This is a genomic window from Paractinoplanes lichenicola (genome assembly GCF_016785085.1).
GTDB classification, from domain to species: Bacteria; Actinomycetota; Actinomycetes; order Mycobacteriales; family Micromonosporaceae; genus Actinoplanes; species Actinoplanes lichenicola.
Genome location: NZ_JAENHO010000009.1, coordinates 23246 through 38727 on the forward strand (window position 1 = coordinate 23246; position 15482 = coordinate 38727).

Below are 15482 nucleotides of genomic sequence, written 5' to 3' on the forward strand. Positions count from 1 at the left end.
CCACTGTTGACGGAATGGTCTGGCGGGACACACGGCCCTGGTCGGCGTGGGTAGGCTCCAGCGCTCTGCCGATCTTCGTCGTTCTTGAAGGAGCCTCCCCACCGTGACAACCGTTCGCCGCCTCCTCGGCCTGGCCTCGGCTGCCGCTCTGACCGCCATGCTCATCCCGGCGCCCGCCCAGGCCGCCGTGCCGTCCACGGACCCCAACGCCGTGCTCGTGGCGGGTCCCGCGCCCAAGACCTTCACCGGCGTGCCGGACAAGTGGGTCAACGAGACGCTGGAGGTGCGCAACGACAGCGACAAGCCGCTGCGGGTCGTGCTCCACGTCAAGACCAAGGGCCTGTGGTTCGCGTCGAGCTACATCACCTGTAAGTACAGCGACAGCCTCCCGCCGACCAAGGTCCCGGACGTGACCGACGTCGAGGAGGCGATCTGCCAGCCGCCGAACGAGATCGAACCGGGCGGCTCGTACAAGTTCGGCGGCGGGTTCATCCGGACCCACCCGAAGGCGCAGCCCGGCGCCGAATACTCGTACGAATTCACCTGGTACACCAAGGAGTACGCGGACGCGCAGGGGCCGACGTGGCTCGGGCGCGACAAGCTGACGCACACCGGCTTCCACACGCTGGCCCTGATGACGAAGGTGACGCCGGAGACGCCGTACACCGGGGACAACAGCAGCTCGGGCAAGGTCGTCATCCCCGCCGGGGAGACGCCGCCGACGACGCCGCCGGCCACCGCGACCCCGGAGCCGACGGTTACCCCGACCGCGACGGTCGGGCCGACCCTGCCGCCCGGCGATGGCGAGGAGGAGCCTTCGACTCCCGCGCCGACGAGCAGCTCCCCGGCCGCCCCGACCACCTCGCCTGTCGCCGGTGGTGTCGGTGGGGGTGACGACACTGGTGGCGGCCTTCCGCTCACCGGCACGAACGTGGCCGTCGTCGGCGGGCTCGGCGCGGTGCTGCTGATCGGTGGCGCCGGTGCCTTCCTGCTCGCCCGTCGGCGCCGGACGTCGTTCTCGGCCTGACCTCGCTAAGATCGCCGGTCATGCGTCCCAAACGGATCTTGGCCGGCGTGGCGGCCCTGGCGGCTGTCCTCGGGTTGGCGGCGGTCACCCTCCCCGCGGGGGCGGAGACCGCCGCTACCCCGTACGTTTTCTCTCAAGCCGACGTCGGGTTCTCGGAGGGCGCGGCGACCACGGGGCTGGTCGGGCGGCTCGACGCGATGGACGCGTACGTCGGTGATCGGAAGCCCGTGCTGCGGCTCGATCTCGACTGGTGGGGCGTACAGGATTGTGCGAATTGCGCCCCCGACTTCGGCAAGCTCGACGCCGTGGTCGACGCGGCGAACGCGCGGGGCATCCGGGTGCTGCTGATCATCGGCTACGCGCCGCCCTGGGCCAACGGCGGGCACGCCGACGACAAGTGGTTCCCGGTCGCCGACTCGACGTGGCGGACGATCGTCGATGCCACGGCGGTCCACTTCGCGGGGCGCGTGCAGGCGTACGAGGTCTGGAACGAGCCGAACTTCGCGAACAAGGGCAACTACGGCGACGGCAGCACCACGGCCCGGCGGCTGCGCTACTGGCAGCTGGCGAAGATCGCGTACGAGGTCGTGCACGCTCGCTGCACGTCGTGCACGGTGCTGGCGGGTGCGTCAGGCTCGGGCGACAAGACCGAGGACGAGTCGGCGGCCTGGCTCGACTGGGCCTACGCCAACGGCTACGGCAAGACGTTCGACGCGGTCACCCACCACCCGTACCCGGCCTGGAGCAACCGCCGCAGCCCGTCCCGCCCGGAATGCGCGACGCGGCGGTGGGCCATGTTCGGGCCGCCCGACGAGAAATGCGGTGAGCTGGCCGCCGTACGGGCTGTGATGGTCAAACGCGGCGACGGCCTCAAGAAGATCTGGGGCACCGAATACGGCTACCCCTCGAACGTCATTTCCGTTGAGGAGCGCCGGGATCACCTCGAGGAGGGCGTCCGCATGTGGCGCGCGCTCGACTACACCGGGCCGCTGTTCATCTACTCGTTCGCCGACAGCCCGTCCTGCGCCGCAAGTTCGGCCGACCCCGAATGCCACTTCGGCCTGACCGACACCGCCGGGAACCCCAAACAGCCCGCGTACGACGCCCTGAAGCTCGCCCTGACCGACAGCTTCCAGCGCACCCTGGCCCCCGGCCGGTCACTGCACCGCCAATCGGCCCTGCGCTCCAGCGACGGCCGTTTCCAGCTGTGGCTGCAGGGCGACGGCAACCTGGTGCTCTACATGGGCTCGACGGTGCTGTGGGCCAAGACCGGCCTGAAAGCGATCCGCCTGACCAACCAGCCCGACGGCAGCCTGGCCCTCTTCGACGGCAATGGTGTCAAGGTCTGGACCACGCCCACGGCCGGCAAGGGCGCCTCCGACCTCAACCTGCAAAACGACGGCAACCTCGTCCTCTACCCGAAAACCACCCCGACAACGGCGTCCTGGTCAACCGGCACGTGGGGGCACAAGGCATAGGTCACGCCTCGGCGGCCCGTCGGGCGGCCCGCTCGACTCCCGCCCGACGGGCCGCCCAGAACGCGGGGTGGTTCTGAACATTCGCGGATCCGGCGGCTGTTCCGATCGCGCCGTCGAGCTTCCACCACAACACCTCGCGGGCGTCCCGCAGCTCGCCGTGCAGATACTCCTTCGCGAACTCGTCGATCACGAACAAAGCTTGCCATGCGGCTACTTGCCGGGCGTCGTCCGTTGTGCGGAAGTCACCAGGGCATCCACCTCGGCAAGCGGCAGCAGCCGTTCGCGGCGACAGATCCGTTCCGCTGTCCGCACTGCTTCGCGCCGCCCGCCGCCGTCCCATGCGCTCCGGACGCGAGAAATCAGTCCGGACGTGGCGTGACCGTCGTAGAAGACATCATTGAGCCGTACCCACCACGCATCGAGACACCGCACCAGATCCTCGTCGATCTGTCTTTCCGCGCCCCGGGCCCGCGTTCTGAGCATTTCGTCGCCGTGCCGAGGATGTCTGATCAGCCAGTGCGACCAGATCAACGCCAGCGTCCCGGCCGGGCGTGCCCGAAAGAGCGCGTCGGCGTAAGCCGCGGGGTCCGGCGCACCCAGGGCCGCTTCCAGCTGCGCCTCGAACTCCTCGTGAGCCCGCTCCCATTCGGCAACGACCACGTCCCGACGTCCACGTTGATCGGCTGTGTTGGTGGCCAGCATGAGCAGCTTGTCGGCCGATCTCGCAAATCCGGCCGCGAGGTTTTTTGCCACCTCGTCCAGTTCCCCGCCACCCAGCGCACCCAAGAGCCGGAAGGTGCCGAGCAACCGGGCGGTCAGGTTGCCCGGCACGAGGTTTTGTCGATGGCAGAGCAACAGGCCGTCCGTCATCGTCGGCGATGGCCGGCACCCGGACCACTCGTGCGGCCGCTCGACTGCGCTGAAGCTGCGCAAGAAGTCAGGCTCGAACGCGGGCGCGGTGGCCGCAAGCGGCCCTGTCAAGAACCATCGTTCCGACTCGGCCGGAGCACAGTCCGGCCACGCGCCGCCCTCGATCAGCTCCCACTGCTCCCACAACCAGCTGGAAAGAGGCTCCTCGCCGGAATCGAAAACGGTGACGACCGGCTCTTCCGGACGCTCGGTTTGTGTTCGCCCGGTGGTCTGCTCGGCGTCGGTCCAGTGGTAGTAGGTCTGCCCACTCGGGTATCGCACGCCGAACCATCTCCCGGCAAGCGACCCGTGTGCTTCCTCCCATCCTGCTTTGGCGTTGTGTACGGCCAATGTCCGGTCAGCTTGCTCAGGGGAGGTCAGCATGAGATACCGAGCGGCGATGAGTGCCCGGTCCAGCGGCCCGGCCACGCTATTCAGCGAGGAACTCGTCTGCGCTTTGCCGGGTGATCCGGGCGACCCGGCCTGCCTTGGCCCGGGTCATCCCCCGCCGGACCAGCACCTCGGCCAGCTCTTTCTCCACATCCTCGGCTGCTCCCAGATCAACCGTTTCCAGGCTCCGCATTTCGGCCGGGATGGGCTGCTCCTCGCTAGGCGCAGCGTTCCTGCCGAGCGCGGCCGCGAACCGGGTGGCGATCCAGTCTCCGGTCGCGTTTCCCCACGCTTGCAGTCCGTCTCCGAGCTTGCTTGCGCCGAGCCCCTGGACGAACCTCTCCAGCAACAAGCCACCGAGCAGCACCAACGCGCCCTCGGCCAGGAAGAATCGCTGTTCCTGCGGCGCGAACACGTAGAGGTCTTCGCCGACTTCTTCGCGCATCCGCCCCAGAGCCGCGGACCAAGCCTCTTCCGTCACGCCGAAACCATCGCATGAGGGTTGCCGCACGATGGGAAGCCACACACGGCGGCTACGGTAAACCGTCCGTCCGAGTGCCTGTGTCAGTCTCTGGCTAACCGTTCCAGGGATGCGTCGGTGGTCAGTTCCCAGCGGTGTTCCGGGTGGGCGATGTAATGCTTCAACGCCCCCAGCACCACCCCCGGATCCGCCGCCAGCCAGCGGCCGCTGATCATCTCGGGGGCCGACATGGGACGGCCCAGGAAGTCGCGGGAGCGGGTGTCCGAGGAGCCGACGAAGCCGACCGCGATCATCGGTCCCCGGTCCCACATCGGCGAGGCCGAGGTCAGGGCGATCCACGGCACGAAATGCGTGAACGTCAGTCCCCGGTGGTGCACGCCTTGCGGTCCGATGACGACTTCGCCTGGGATCATGCGCAGGATGACGGTCAGGAGCACGAGCAGCGGCGCGCCGATGACCCCGAACAGGGCCGCCACCAGCCACGACTCACGCCGGGCGGCCACCACGGCGTAGCCGGCGGCGGCTGCGGTCGTCATGAAGAGCGTCGCGGTCACCAAGTAGGTCGGGCTTCCGGCGTACGGGAAAATCAAGCCGGCAGCCGTGCGCCGGACGCCGGGCGAGGTGCGCCGGCCGAAGCGGTAGCCGAAGAGGCACAGCAGGGCCAGGTGCCACAGGAACACGGCCAGCCCGGCGAAATACACCGCCTGCCAAGCGTCGTCGTAGAGCAGTTGCCAGCCGGCGGCGACAAATGCCAGCGCGGCCAGCGCGCCCAGATAGAGGACGCCGAACAGCATGCGGCGGGGGCGGCGGTGCCCGGACCACTCGGGCGGAAGGATCTTCATGAGAGCCCGCAGTCTAGACACGTGCCCCCAATGATCGGCGGAGGTCGATTATGCTGCCGCCGTGTCTGGTGGGCCCGAAGTTCTTCTCGATCCCGGCGCGGCTTATCCGGAGTTCGCCCCGGTGCGAGCCGCGATGCAGGCGCGTGACTGGCCGGGGGTTCGCCGGCTGCTCGACGCCACCCCACCCGGCCTGCGCAGCGGCATCATCCACACGTGCGCCGAGGAGCTGAAAGACCCCAGCTTCTTGACGGCCCAGGCAAAAGACGACACGACGGCCGCCGCGATGCTGGGGGCGCATCTGATCGTCGTGGGCTGGCGGATCCGTACGGCGGCCTCGGCCGATCAGGTCAGCCGGCGCCAGTTCGCGAAGTTTCACGAGTGGCTGCGGCAGGCCGAGGCCGTGCTGCTCGAGGCGTCCGTGGTCAACCCGCGCGACCCGGCGGTGTGGCACGAGCTGCTGCTCTCGGGTCGCGGCCTGCAGGTGGGCCAGAGCGAGGTGCTGCGCCGCTACGACCGGTGCAAGCTGGCCGACCCGCACCACCTGCCGGCCCAGCAGTCGATGGTGCAGCAGCTCTGCCCGAAGTGGGGCGGCTCGTGGGAGCTGGTGCACTCCTTCGCTCGGGAGGAGATGCTCGCCGCCCCGCCCGGGTTCCCGCAGGCCGGGCTGGTCGCCGACGCGCACATCGAGCATGGCTACGCGGGCGTGAAGCACGAGGCGATGACCGCGGGCGCCTTCCGCAAATATCTGCAGCAGGAACCCGTACGGGCGGAACTGTACGACGCCGCCAGCCGGTCGGTCTGGAATCCCGAGTTCCGCCGGTGGTACGGCTGGGAGTGGGCCGCCAGCTCGTTCGCGATGGTGTTCAGCCTGCTCGGCGACGACCGCGGCGCGCAGCACTTGTTCGGCATGCTCGGCAACGTCGCCACCACGCAGCCGTGGGAATACCTGGGCGTCCCGGCGTGGCAGATCCGCAAGTACCGTAAGAAGGCGGGGGCCTGGCGATGATCCGGCACACCGAGGTCGACGGCATCCCGGCGGTGGTGGCGGACAAGCAGGGCGGGCCGATGCGGGCCGGGCTGGTGTTCCGGGTCGGGCAGGCCGACGAGACCCTGCCCCGCAGCGGCATCACGCATCTGATCGAGCACCTGGTGCTGCATCCGCTGGGCCACGGCGACTATCACCACAACGGCAGCACGGCCGCGGCCTTCACGTCGTTCCACGTGCAGGGCAACGAGCAGGAGGTGGCCCGCTTCCTGACCGCGGTGTGCGACTCGCTGGCCGCGCCGCCGCTGGCCCGTCTGGAGGCGGAGAAGGGCATTCTCCGTACGGAGGCGGCCACGCACGGCACGGGTGTCCTGGGCTCGCTGGCGGTGTGGCGGCACGGCGCCCACGATTACGGCCTGCCCGGCATGCCCGAGTGGGGCCTGCACGCGATCACCGCCGACGACGTGCGCCAGTGGACGGCCCGGTTCTTCACCCGGGACAACGCGGTGCTGTGGATCACCGGCGGCGACGTGCCGGGCGGGCTGCGATTGCGACTTCCCTTCGGCGTACGGGAACCGATGCCCTCGCCGTCGTCGGCCCTGCCCGTGACACCGGCGTCATACAGCGGCGCGGCCGATGCGGTGGCGTGGGACAGCGTGGTCGCCGAGAGCGACGCCGCGGCCGTCTTCACCGACGCGCTCGAGCGGGTGATGTATCGCGAGCTGCGCCACGACAGCGGCCTTTCCTACACCGTACGCACTGATTACAGCCCCCGCGGCGACGGCGGAGCGGTGATCACGGCGCTGGCCGACGCCCTGCCCGAGAAGCAGGACGCCGTGCTGGGCGGGTTCGCGCAGGTGCTGCGGGCCGTCCGGGCCGGCCGGATCGAGCCCGACGACGTCACCGGGGCCATCGCCCGCCGCCTCGACGCGCTGCGTCACCCCGACGTCGACGCGGCCCGGCTGCCCTGGTTCGCCCGCGAGGTGCTGACCGGCCGCCCGCTGCGCACCACCGACGAGCTGGCCGCGGGCCTGGCCGCCGTGACCGTCGCCGATGTCGTCGCCTGCGGTCAGGCCGCCGAGCGCTCGGGCCTGCTGATGACGCCGCCGCACGCGCACGGCGGGGCCGGGATGACCGACTACTCCACCGCCGAGTCGAGCCCCGCCCCGGTGGCCGGCGCCTCCTATCGCGCCAGGGCCGGCCACGCCGAGACGATCCTGGCCGGGCCGGAAGGCATCAGCGCGGTGGGGCGTTCTGGTTCCTCCACCGTACGGTTGAACTCGTGCGCCGCCGTGCTGTCCTGGCCGGACGGCCGCCGCCTGTTCGTCGGGCTGGACGCCACCTCGGTGTCGCTCGAGCCCACCCTCTATCGCAAGGGCGAGGACGCCGTACGGGCCCTGGACGTGCACATCCCGCCCCACCTGCGCGTCCCGATGCCCGCCCGCGACCCCCAATCGATCCCCAAGCCCCGCCGCGCCGCCGTGTCACCGCAGCGCCGCCGCCGTACGGTGATCGCCGTGTTGTGGGCTTTGCTGGCCCTGGCCTGCTTCGCGGGCGGCATCTACGTGCTGAGCGGGCCCCTCGACGACGACGCCCGCCAGGGTGGCGTGGGCGGGCTACTCGTGGGCGGCTTCTTCGTCTACATGGCGATCCGCGCCTTTAGATTGTGACCTTAAGTACTTGCCGCGATCGGGGTAGAACAGGCCGCTGAGCGGTAGTAATGCATAGTGCCCGACCTCGCTCCCCGCCGCCGCGCCCTGGTGCTGGCCATCTGCTGCCTGAGCCTGTTCATCGTCGGCCTCGACGCGACGATTGTGAACATCGCGCTCCCGGCGCTGCGGAACGACCTCGACACGTCGGTCTCGGGCCTGCAGTGGGTCATCGACGCGTACACGCTCGTGCTGGCCAGCCTGCTGATCCTCGCCGGCAGCACGGCCGACCGGGTGGGCCGGCGCCGCACCTTCCAGACCGGCCTGGCCCTGTTCACGCTGGGCTCCCTGCTGTGCAGCGTCGCGCCCAGCCTGGGCTGGCTGATCGCCTTCCGGATGGTGCAGGCGGTCGGGGGCTCGATGCTCAACCCGGTCGCCATGTCGATCATCACGAACACGTTCACCGAGCCTCGCGAGCGGGCCCGCGCGATCGGGGTGTGGGGCGGCGTCGTCGGCCTCAGCATGGCCCTCGGCCCGCTGGTCGGCGGCGTGCTGGTCGAGTCGCTGGGCTGGCGGTCCATCTTCTGGCTCAACGTGCCCGTCGGCATCGCCGCGATCGCGCTGACCGCCCTGTTCGTCCCCGAATCCCGCGCCCCCAAGCCGCGCCGCATCGACCCGCTCGGCCAGGCGCTCGTCCTGATCCTGCTGGCCTCGATCACGTACGGGATCATCGAGGGCCCGGTCGCCGGCTGGTCCTCGCCCGAGATCATCGGCTGCTTCGCCCTCGGCGCGGTGGCGCTCGCCGCCCTGCTCGCCTACGAGCCCCGCCGCCAAGAGCCCCTGCTCGACCTGCGCTTCTTCCGCAGCGTCCCGTTCAGCGGGGCCACCCTCATCGCCGTCTCCGCGTTCGGCGCCCTGGCCGGCTTCCTGTTCCTCAACACCCTCTACCTGCAGGACGTACGGGGTCTGTCCGCCCTGCACGCGGGTCTGTACACCCTGCCGATGGCCGCCATGACCGCCGTCTGCGCGCCGCTGTCGGGCCGCCTGGTCGCCGCCCGCGGCACCCGCCTCCCGCTGATCCTGGCCGGCACCGCGATGACCCTGGCCATGCTGCCCCTGACCCGCCTGACCGACACCACCCCCACGGCCCTGCTGATCGGCTGCTACCTCCTCTTCGGCATCGGCTTCGGCCTGGTCAACGCCCCGATCACGAACACCGCGGTCTCCGGCATGCCCCGCTCCCAGGCCGGGGTGGCCGCCGCCATCGCCTCGACGTCCCGCCAGGTCGGCGGCTCGTTGGGCGTGGCCGTGATCGGCGCCGCCGTGGTTTCGGGCATCACGGGCCCGATGGCCGCCGAGTTCGCCCACGCCAGCCACGTCGGCTGGTGGATCGTGGTCGGCTGCGGCGTCTCCGTACTGACCCTGGGCCTGATCACGACGGGGCGCTGGGCCCGATCCACCGCCGACCGCACGGCCGCCGACCTGTTCGACACCCCCGAAGCCGCCCACGTCCCGGCCTGACCGCCCCGTTGATTGTCTTCACCCAGATCGACCCTCCAGGGACAACGTCACATGGTCCTGAACGTGGCACGGTATGCAGGACCCGTGGGTCAGAGCAGGCCCTCGAGGCGCTCTTTGAGAAAGGCAGCGCTGATCAGCTCGAAGTGGTCGTTCTGGCAGCACTCCAGGCTGTTGACGTCCAGCCCTCGATCGTCGGCTCCCTGGCTGACCTGACTGAACAGGTCCTCGTAGTTGTACGACAGGATGACGTGTACGCCGCCGGTCGCTTTGATCAACCGGCCCAGGTAGTTGAGGAACTGTGCGGGTGACTCGACGTCCCACTTCTGCACGACCTCGGTGGCGTGCCGCTGCACCTGAGCGAAGTTCTTGTCCAAGATCTTGTAGAGATACTCGCAGAGGTAGCGGAACTCATCGAGCTGCGAGGCCGACCCGAGAAGCTCGAGCAACTTCTCCGGTGCAGTCGGTCGAGCGCGTAGGCGAGCAGCGCCATGTGTGACTCGAGCGAGATCACGCCGTAGTGGTCGTCGTCCTTCTCGATGTCGTTGAAGCCGTAGAACGTCAGCGCCACGCAGTGATAGCGGCTCTCCACCATGTACGGCCGGAAGTCGAACGCGTCGAGACCGAGACCGTGCAGGAACACGATGAGGTCGGTCGAGTCGCGTTTGGCCTCCAGATAGTGAAGATCACGCCCGATCACCTTCTCGTCGATCGGCCGGTCGGTGAAGTCCTTGACTCCGGGCTGGATCGCGATCGTCCCGTCCGTCACGGTCAGCTGTTGCCGGCGCTTGATCGACCATCGATAGAAGCCGGCCGTGGTGCCGCCCGCCACGACGGCGGTGACCACCCCGGAGACCAGGGTCGTGTTCAGATCGCCGATGTTCTCCAACCCGGCACGAAACTCGGAGGAGTAGAGGTTCGTTGCGACGCCGATGACACTGCCCAGGGCGCCGGAGGCCACGGCCACCCAACGGGGGATGCGCAACCGGGTCGAAAGGGCAGAGTCGGAGTGCTGATCGGCCGGACTGTTCACAAGATCGCCTCCTCAGGGGTTCGTGAGGACCGGATGGCGATCGACGAACGACTCGAAATCGTCGAGCGGGAGCACGTCGCCGCGGAAATGGCCGTCCGAAACCATGCACACCTGCTGCGGAGCCGCTCGGGAATCGTCGTAGACCGTCACGGTGCAACCCGGCTTGGTCAATTCCGCGACCGGCTCCGTGACAATTATTATTTCCGGCGCGCGCAAGCTCTTGCGAAGGACATCGATCACCAGAGCCCGGCGCTCCGGTTCGATCTCGTAGAGGACGTAGCTCAGATTGACCGCGTTGATCTGGTAGCGCCGGATGAATCGGGCCAGCTCACGCTGCTTCAGGATGTCGAATTCGTGGTAGCGCACGGCTGTCTCCATCACACCGGGAGCGTCCAGTGACAACTCGAGCTCGCGATAGAGGTCCGCATAGTATTCGGTGGCGCCGTAGCAGGCGTGCACCCATTGGTCGTCTGGCCGCGGGCCGCGGTCCACGCCGTGGCGGGCGGCGAACGGAATGGGCTGGAACAGTGGTTGGCGGCCGTTCCACCGAAGATCCGCGCTGAACCGGTCGAACAGAATCTGCGAGTTCAGCTGGCGAGGTAGCACGCCGAGGCCGGTTCCGAGATCGGCGAAGTCGACCGTGTTTCCCCTGCCGCCGCCGAAGTAGGCGCCCAGAATGATCTGAACGACCAGGACGCGCCGCGCCGCCGTGAACGAGTTCTGCCTGCTGGTGAGGATCTCGGTGATGTCGCCACCCTTGTCCCTCAGCGTGACCTCGAGAGCCGCGAGGCGCTGCGCGGGCGGTATCCGGGCGTCGACCAACTCATCGAACGACGCCGGGCCGACCTTCTTGACGGCAATACCCAGGAGTGTCATCAAGTGCGTGAAGCTGCACTCCGACCGCGCCTTACGGGACGTCGTCACCGTGTTGCCGAGGTCCGGAGCCTCCTGTTCGAGGCCGTAGGCGAACAACCGATACAGCTCGCGCCAGCCGTGATCTTGTGGGTGATCGCCCAAGCTGCGGGCGGCTGAATAGGCATCAGCGAGTACGGTCACCTGTCCGCTTCCATCCGCCGCCGGTTCAACATCAAGATATGTGTTGGACTGAAAGTAGGTTGCCGCAATGCCAGGGCGTTCCAGATCAACAGTTTTGAATCTTGATTGAGGCACTTCAGCTTTTCAGCCTATAGAAGCGGACGGTACCACGGTGAACACTCGTGGTATAGATCGCACTCGCTGGCGAATGATCGAGAATCTTGATTCGCGCGTGGTGTTGATATGTCGTCGGACCTGTTGTGCGGCTCGTGCGAGATGTGTAGGAGTTGCATGGGGGGCGCATGATGATAGAGGCGGACTGGTCATTCCGGCCAGACCTGATGGATCCATGCCTTAGGGGCAAGGATTGCCGCCGAATCCACGTGGACAGCCAATCGCCGGGCCGGATCCATTGTGGATCTTATGGAATACTTCGTGGCTTCACCCGCCAGGGTGTACCTCGGGGCATCTTGTTCCGAACGGGGCGGTTGTCACGTTGGGATGGATTGGGCCGATCAGCGAGCGGTTGGTCCGGAGATCAACTGCGAGTGAGGATTGAAGTCTGTCGTGACTGTTGAGACGAGGTCGGTGTCGGCTCAAAGGGGCAAGGTTCACGTCGCCAGGCGCCATCGGAAACGCGGCGAGGACCTGCTTGTGTTCATGCACGGCTTCGGCTGCGCCAAGGAGAGCTTCGACGGCGCCTTCACCGCCGGGGCGCTGGCCGAGTACTCGTTGCTGACCTTCGACTTCCCCGAGCACGGCGAGTCAGGCTCACTGCCCGAGCGCGCCGACATCGAGGGAGCCGCCGAAGTCGTCACGTCGCTGTTGAGCGAGTTCGACCGGCGGCATCTATATCTCGTCTGCCACAGCATGGGCGGCGCGATCGGTGTCGTCGCCGCGCGGAAGTTGCCCGACCTCGCCGGGTTCATCAGTGTCGAAGGAAACCTGGTGGCCGATGACTGCGGATTGGTCAGCCGGGGCGTGGCTCAGCAGAGCGCCAACGACTTCAAGGAGCGAGGCTTCTCCGAGTTCGTCCAGTGGCTCGAACGTTCGCCGGAACGCAGTCACAGGGAATGGGTGAAGTGGTACCGGCGATGTGACCCGCGTGGTCTGCACGGGCTCGCGAAGTCCCTTGTGGACTGGTGTGATCATCGCGACCTGGCCGGCATCCTCGGCACGCTCGGTCCGAGCGCCTACGTGCACGGCTCGCACAGCGACGTGGCCCATCTGAAGGAGATCCTGGGTGACTCCATGTATCAGGTTGACGGGGCGGGGCATTTCCCGATGATCGATGAGCCCGACGCGTTCTACCGGCTGATCGGCGAGCGTCTCGACTCCTTTGCCACGAATGGGTGGATGGCGAACGCCTAGCGGTCCAGCAGTTGGGCCAGGTGGATGGCGGGGCGGGTGCGCAGGTCGGCTACCTGGGTGCGGCACGAGAAGCCGTCGGCCAGGACGAGGGCGTCGGGGGTGGCGTCCAGGGCTGGGAGTAGTTGTTGTTCGGCTACTGCTACTGAGACCTCATAATGGCCGATTTCGACGCCGAAGTTGCCGGCTAGGCCGCAGCAGCCGGAGAGGCGTTTGACTTGCGCTCCGGTTGTGGCTAGCAGGTCGGCGTCGGCCTTCCAGCCCAGCACAGCGTGGTGGTGGCAGTGGGGCTGGGCGATCAGCGACACGTCGGAGAGGTCGGGTGGGGTCCAGCCGGGGGTTTCGGCGAGGAGTTCGGCCAGGGTGCGGACCGAAGCGGCTACCGCGGTGGCGTCGGCCGAACCGGGGAGCAGCTCGTGGATGTCGGAGCGGAGGACCGCCGTACAGGAAGGTTCGATGCCGACGATCGGGATGCCGGCTCGGGCGTCGGGGGCCAGGGCTTCGACCGTACGGGAAAGGATTTTCTTGGCGGAGTCGAGTTGGCCTGTCGTGATCCAGGTGAGGCCGCAGCAGACCTGGCCTGAGGGGAGGCGGGGTTCGTAGCCTGCGGCGCGGAGGACGCGGACGGTGGACTCGGCTACTTCGGGGGAGAAGGCGTCGGAGAAGGAGTCGGCGAACAGGACGACGGGGGTGCCGCCGGTCGAGGGCTTGAAGGTGCGGCGGAAGGGGCGCTTGGCGAAGGCGGGGACGGACCGTCGCTTGTCGACGCCGGCCAGCCACAGGGCGAGGCGGCGGAGGCCGGGCAGGCGGGTGCCCAGGTTGGCCAGGCCGGGGGTCCAGCCGGCGAGGCGGGACCAGAACGGCAGGCGGCCCAGCGTGTAATGCGAGCGGGGGCGCAGGCGACCGCGGAACTTCTGGTGCAGGGCCTCGGACTTGTAGGTGGCCATGTCGATGCCGGTGGGGCAGTCGGAGGCGCAGCCCTTGCAGGACAGGCAGAGGTCGAGCGAGTCGTGCACCGACGGGTGGGACCAGGGCAGCTCGCCGCGGACGACCTCTTGCAGGATGCGGGCGCGGCCGCGGGTCGAGTCCTTCTCCTCGCGGGTGGCCAGGTAGGACGGGCACATCACGCCGCCGGCGGCGGAGTTGTCGGCGCGGCACTTGCCGACGCCGGTGCAGCGGTGGACGGCCTGGGCCAGGTCGCCGTCGTCGTGGGGGTAGGCCAGCGCCAAGCCCTTCAACGGGAACGAGGCGGGGCGAACAGCAGCGTCGACCGGGTCGGGGTCGACGAGCACGCCGGGGTTGAGCAGGTTGCCGGGGTCGAAGGCGTGCTTGATGCCGGCGAAGAGGGCGATGGCGTCGGCGGAATACATGTGGGGCAGCAGCTCTGAGCGGGCACGGCCGTCGCCGTGTTCGCCGGAGAGGGAGCCGCCGAACTCGCCGACCAGTTTGGCCGCGTCGACGAGGAAGTCGCGCATCACCTTGGTGCCGCCGGGCTGGTCGAGGGGGAAGTCGAGCCGGACGTGCATGCAGCCGTCGCCGAAGTGGCCGAAAGGCGCCGAGCTCATCCCGTACGCGGCCACGAGCTCGTCGAAGCGGGCCAGATACGCGCCGAGGCGGGCCGGTGGGACTGCGGCGTCCTCCCAGCCGGGCCAGGCGGGGCGGTCGGCGGGGGAGCGGCCGGCCAAGCCCGCGCCGTCCTCGCGGATGCGCCACAGCCGGGCCTGGGTGACCGGGTCGGTGACGACCAGGGCGTCGTCGGCGATGCCGTCCGCCGCGAGCTTGCGGGCCCGCGCCTCGACCTCGCCGAGCTCTTCGCCGGCGAGTTCGACGAAGAGCCAGGCGCCGCCGCGGGGCAGGGGCGGGACGGCAGCGGCGCCACGACGGGCGCGCAGCACGTCGAGCAGCCGCGAGTCGAGGCCCTCGCACGAGGTCGGGCCGTGGGCGACCACCGCGGGGGAGGCCTCGCCGGCGGCCACGATGTCTTTGAAGCCGAGGACGACCACCACCCGTACGGGCGAATCGACGACCAGACGCACAGTGGCCTGGGTGATGACGCCGAGCGTGCCCTCCGACCCGACGAACGCCTGGGTCAGGTCGAAACGCTCGGGCAGCAGATGCTGGACGGCGTAGCCGGAGACCTGGCGGCCGAAGGTGTCGAACTCGGTGCGGGCGGTGGCCAAATGGCGCCCAATGACCTGTTTAAGTGAATCGACGACCGGCCCCTGCGGCGCGGTCGTGTCCAATTTGTCCCCGGCCGCGGTCAGCAGTTCCAATGCGACGACGTTATCCGAGGTGCGCCCGTACGCCAGCGAGCGCGAACCGCAGGCGTTGTTGCCGATCATGCCGCCGATCGTGCACCGCGGGTGGGTCGAGGGGTCGGGCCCGAACCGTACGCCGTGGGGGGTGGCCGCCTTCTGCAGCGTCGCGTGGATGGTGCCGGGCTCGACCACCGCCGTACGGGAGATGGGGTCGATCTCGAGCACCCGGTTGAGGTGGCGGGAGAAGTCGAGCACGATGCCCGGGCCGATCGCGTTGCCTGCCACCGACGTGCCCGCCCCGCGCGAGGTGAACGGGGTGCCGGTCTCGCGGGCGATCGCCAGGGCCGCGGCCACCTCGTCGACGTGCCGGGGGCGTACGACGGCCAGCGGCGGCACCCGATAGAGCGAGGCGTCGGAGGCATACATCCCCCGCGTGCCGGCGTCGGACCGCACCTCGAGCCCGGCCTTTTCCAGTGCACCCACCACGTCGCTCATGAGTAACATGTTAC

14 protein-coding genes are annotated in these 15482 nt (G+C 68.8%); 6 read left to right on the forward strand and 8 right to left on the reverse strand.

What is annotated here, in order from left to right; genetic code table 11:
* The first annotated feature begins 103 nt into the window (after nt 1-103).
* Together JKJ07_RS29755 and JKJ07_RS29760 are read left to right on the forward strand one after the other, a co-directional pair.
* Nucleotides 104-1027, forward strand: a complete 924-nt coding sequence (locus JKJ07_RS29755; RefSeq protein WP_202995181.1) for an EGFR-like transmembrane domain-containing protein — start codon at nt 104-106, stop codon at nt 1025-1027.
* Between the two features lie 20 nt (nt 1028-1047).
* The gene (locus tag JKJ07_RS29760; protein WP_202995182.1) at nt 1048-2505 is read left to right on the forward strand and encodes a hypothetical protein; all 1458 of its coding nucleotides are present in this window, start codon (nt 1048-1050) and stop codon (nt 2503-2505) included.
* A gap of 1 nt (nt 2506) precedes the next feature.
* On the opposite strand, the gene JKJ07_RS50250 is transcribed toward JKJ07_RS29760, so the two are convergent.
* From JKJ07_RS50250 to JKJ07_RS29780, 4 genes are all read right to left on the reverse strand, one after another.
* Nucleotides 2507-2695, reverse strand: coding sequence for a hypothetical protein (locus JKJ07_RS50250; RefSeq protein WP_236030153.1), 189 nt, complete (start codon nt 2693-2695; stop codon nt 2507-2509).
* A gap of 20 nt (nt 2696-2715) precedes the next feature.
* Nucleotides 2716-3843 carry a hypothetical protein gene (locus JKJ07_RS29770; protein WP_202995183.1) on the reverse strand — a complete coding sequence of 376 codons (1128 nt, stop codon included), beginning with the start codon at nt 3841-3843 and terminating at the stop codon, nt 2716-2718.
* A gap of 1 nt (nt 3844) precedes the next feature.
* Nucleotides 3845-4285, reverse strand: a complete 441-nt coding sequence (locus tag JKJ07_RS29775) for a hypothetical protein (protein WP_202995184.1) — start codon at nt 4283-4285, stop codon at nt 3845-3847.
* A gap of 83 nt (nt 4286-4368) precedes the next feature.
* The gene (locus JKJ07_RS29780; RefSeq protein ID WP_202995185.1) at nt 4369-5127 is read right to left on the reverse strand and encodes a hypothetical protein; all 759 of its coding nucleotides are present in this window, start codon (nt 5125-5127) and stop codon (nt 4369-4371) included.
* A 61-nt stretch (nt 5128-5188) separates the two neighbouring features.
* On the opposite strand from JKJ07_RS29780, the gene JKJ07_RS29785 reads away from it, so the two are divergent.
* From JKJ07_RS29785 to JKJ07_RS29795, 3 genes are read left to right on the forward strand one after another with little or no spacing between them, the layout of a single operon-like run.
* A complete protein-coding gene (locus tag JKJ07_RS29785; RefSeq protein ID WP_202995186.1) occupies nt 5189-6133 on the forward strand; it encodes a hypothetical protein in 945 nt (314 codons plus the stop codon).
* Nucleotides 6130-7782, forward strand: a complete 1653-nt coding sequence (locus JKJ07_RS29790; protein WP_202995187.1) for a peptidase M16 family protein — start codon at nt 6130-6132, stop codon at nt 7780-7782. The genes JKJ07_RS29785 and JKJ07_RS29790 overlap by 4 nt, the downstream gene beginning before the upstream one ends.
* Before the next feature lie 57 nt (nt 7783-7839).
* Nucleotides 7840-9282, forward strand: coding sequence for an MFS transporter (locus JKJ07_RS29795; RefSeq protein WP_202995188.1), 1443 nt, complete (start codon nt 7840-7842; stop codon nt 9280-9282).
* A gap of 89 nt (nt 9283-9371) precedes the next feature.
* Here the strand turns inward: JKJ07_RS29795 and JKJ07_RS29800 are convergent, their stop codons facing one another.
* From JKJ07_RS29800 to JKJ07_RS29810, 3 genes are all read right to left on the reverse strand, one after another.
* Nucleotides 9372-9557, reverse strand: coding sequence for a hypothetical protein (locus JKJ07_RS29800; protein WP_202995189.1), 186 nt, complete (start codon nt 9555-9557; stop codon nt 9372-9374).
* Nucleotides 9554-10246: an alpha/beta fold hydrolase gene (locus tag JKJ07_RS29805; RefSeq protein WP_202995190.1), complete on the reverse strand. Its 693-nt coding sequence runs from the start codon at nt 10244-10246 to the stop codon at nt 9554-9556. The genes JKJ07_RS29800 and JKJ07_RS29805 overlap by 4 nt, the downstream gene beginning before the upstream one ends.
* A gap of 78 nt (nt 10247-10324) precedes the next feature.
* Nucleotides 10325-11368, reverse strand: coding sequence for a hypothetical protein (locus JKJ07_RS29810; protein ID WP_202995191.1), 1044 nt, complete (start codon nt 11366-11368; stop codon nt 10325-10327).
* A 534-nt stretch (nt 11369-11902) separates the two neighbouring features.
* On the opposite strand from JKJ07_RS29810, the gene JKJ07_RS29815 reads away from it, so the two are divergent.
* Complete coding sequence (locus tag JKJ07_RS29815; protein WP_202995192.1) at nt 11903-12718, forward strand: alpha/beta fold hydrolase; 816 nt, start codon at nt 11903-11905, stop codon at nt 12716-12718.
* On the opposite strand, the gene JKJ07_RS29820 is transcribed toward JKJ07_RS29815, so the two are convergent.
* Nucleotides 12715-15468, reverse strand: a complete 2754-nt coding sequence (locus tag JKJ07_RS29820) for an FAD-binding and (Fe-S)-binding domain-containing protein (RefSeq protein ID WP_236030154.1) — start codon at nt 15466-15468, stop codon at nt 12715-12717. The genes JKJ07_RS29815 and JKJ07_RS29820 overlap by 4 nt on opposite strands.
* Nucleotides 15469-15482 lie beyond the last annotated feature (14 nt).

Excerpts from the sequence above, each read along its gene's own strand:
- JKJ07_RS29760 (WP_202995182.1), top strand. The coding sequence starts at position 1,048 with ATGCGTCCCAAACGGATCTTGGCCGGCGTGGCGGCCCTGGCGGCTGTC.
- JKJ07_RS29780 (WP_202995185.1), bottom strand. The coding sequence starts at position 5,127 with ATGAAGATCCTTCCGCCCGAGTGGTCCGGGCACCGCCGCCCCCGCCGC.
- JKJ07_RS29790 (WP_202995187.1), top strand. The coding sequence starts at position 6,130 with ATGATCCGGCACACCGAGGTCGACGGCATCCCGGCGGTGGTGGCGGAC.
- JKJ07_RS29820 (WP_236030154.1), bottom strand. The coding sequence starts at position 15,468 with ATGAGCGACGTGGTGGGTGCACTGGAAAAGGCCGGGCTCGAGGTGCGG.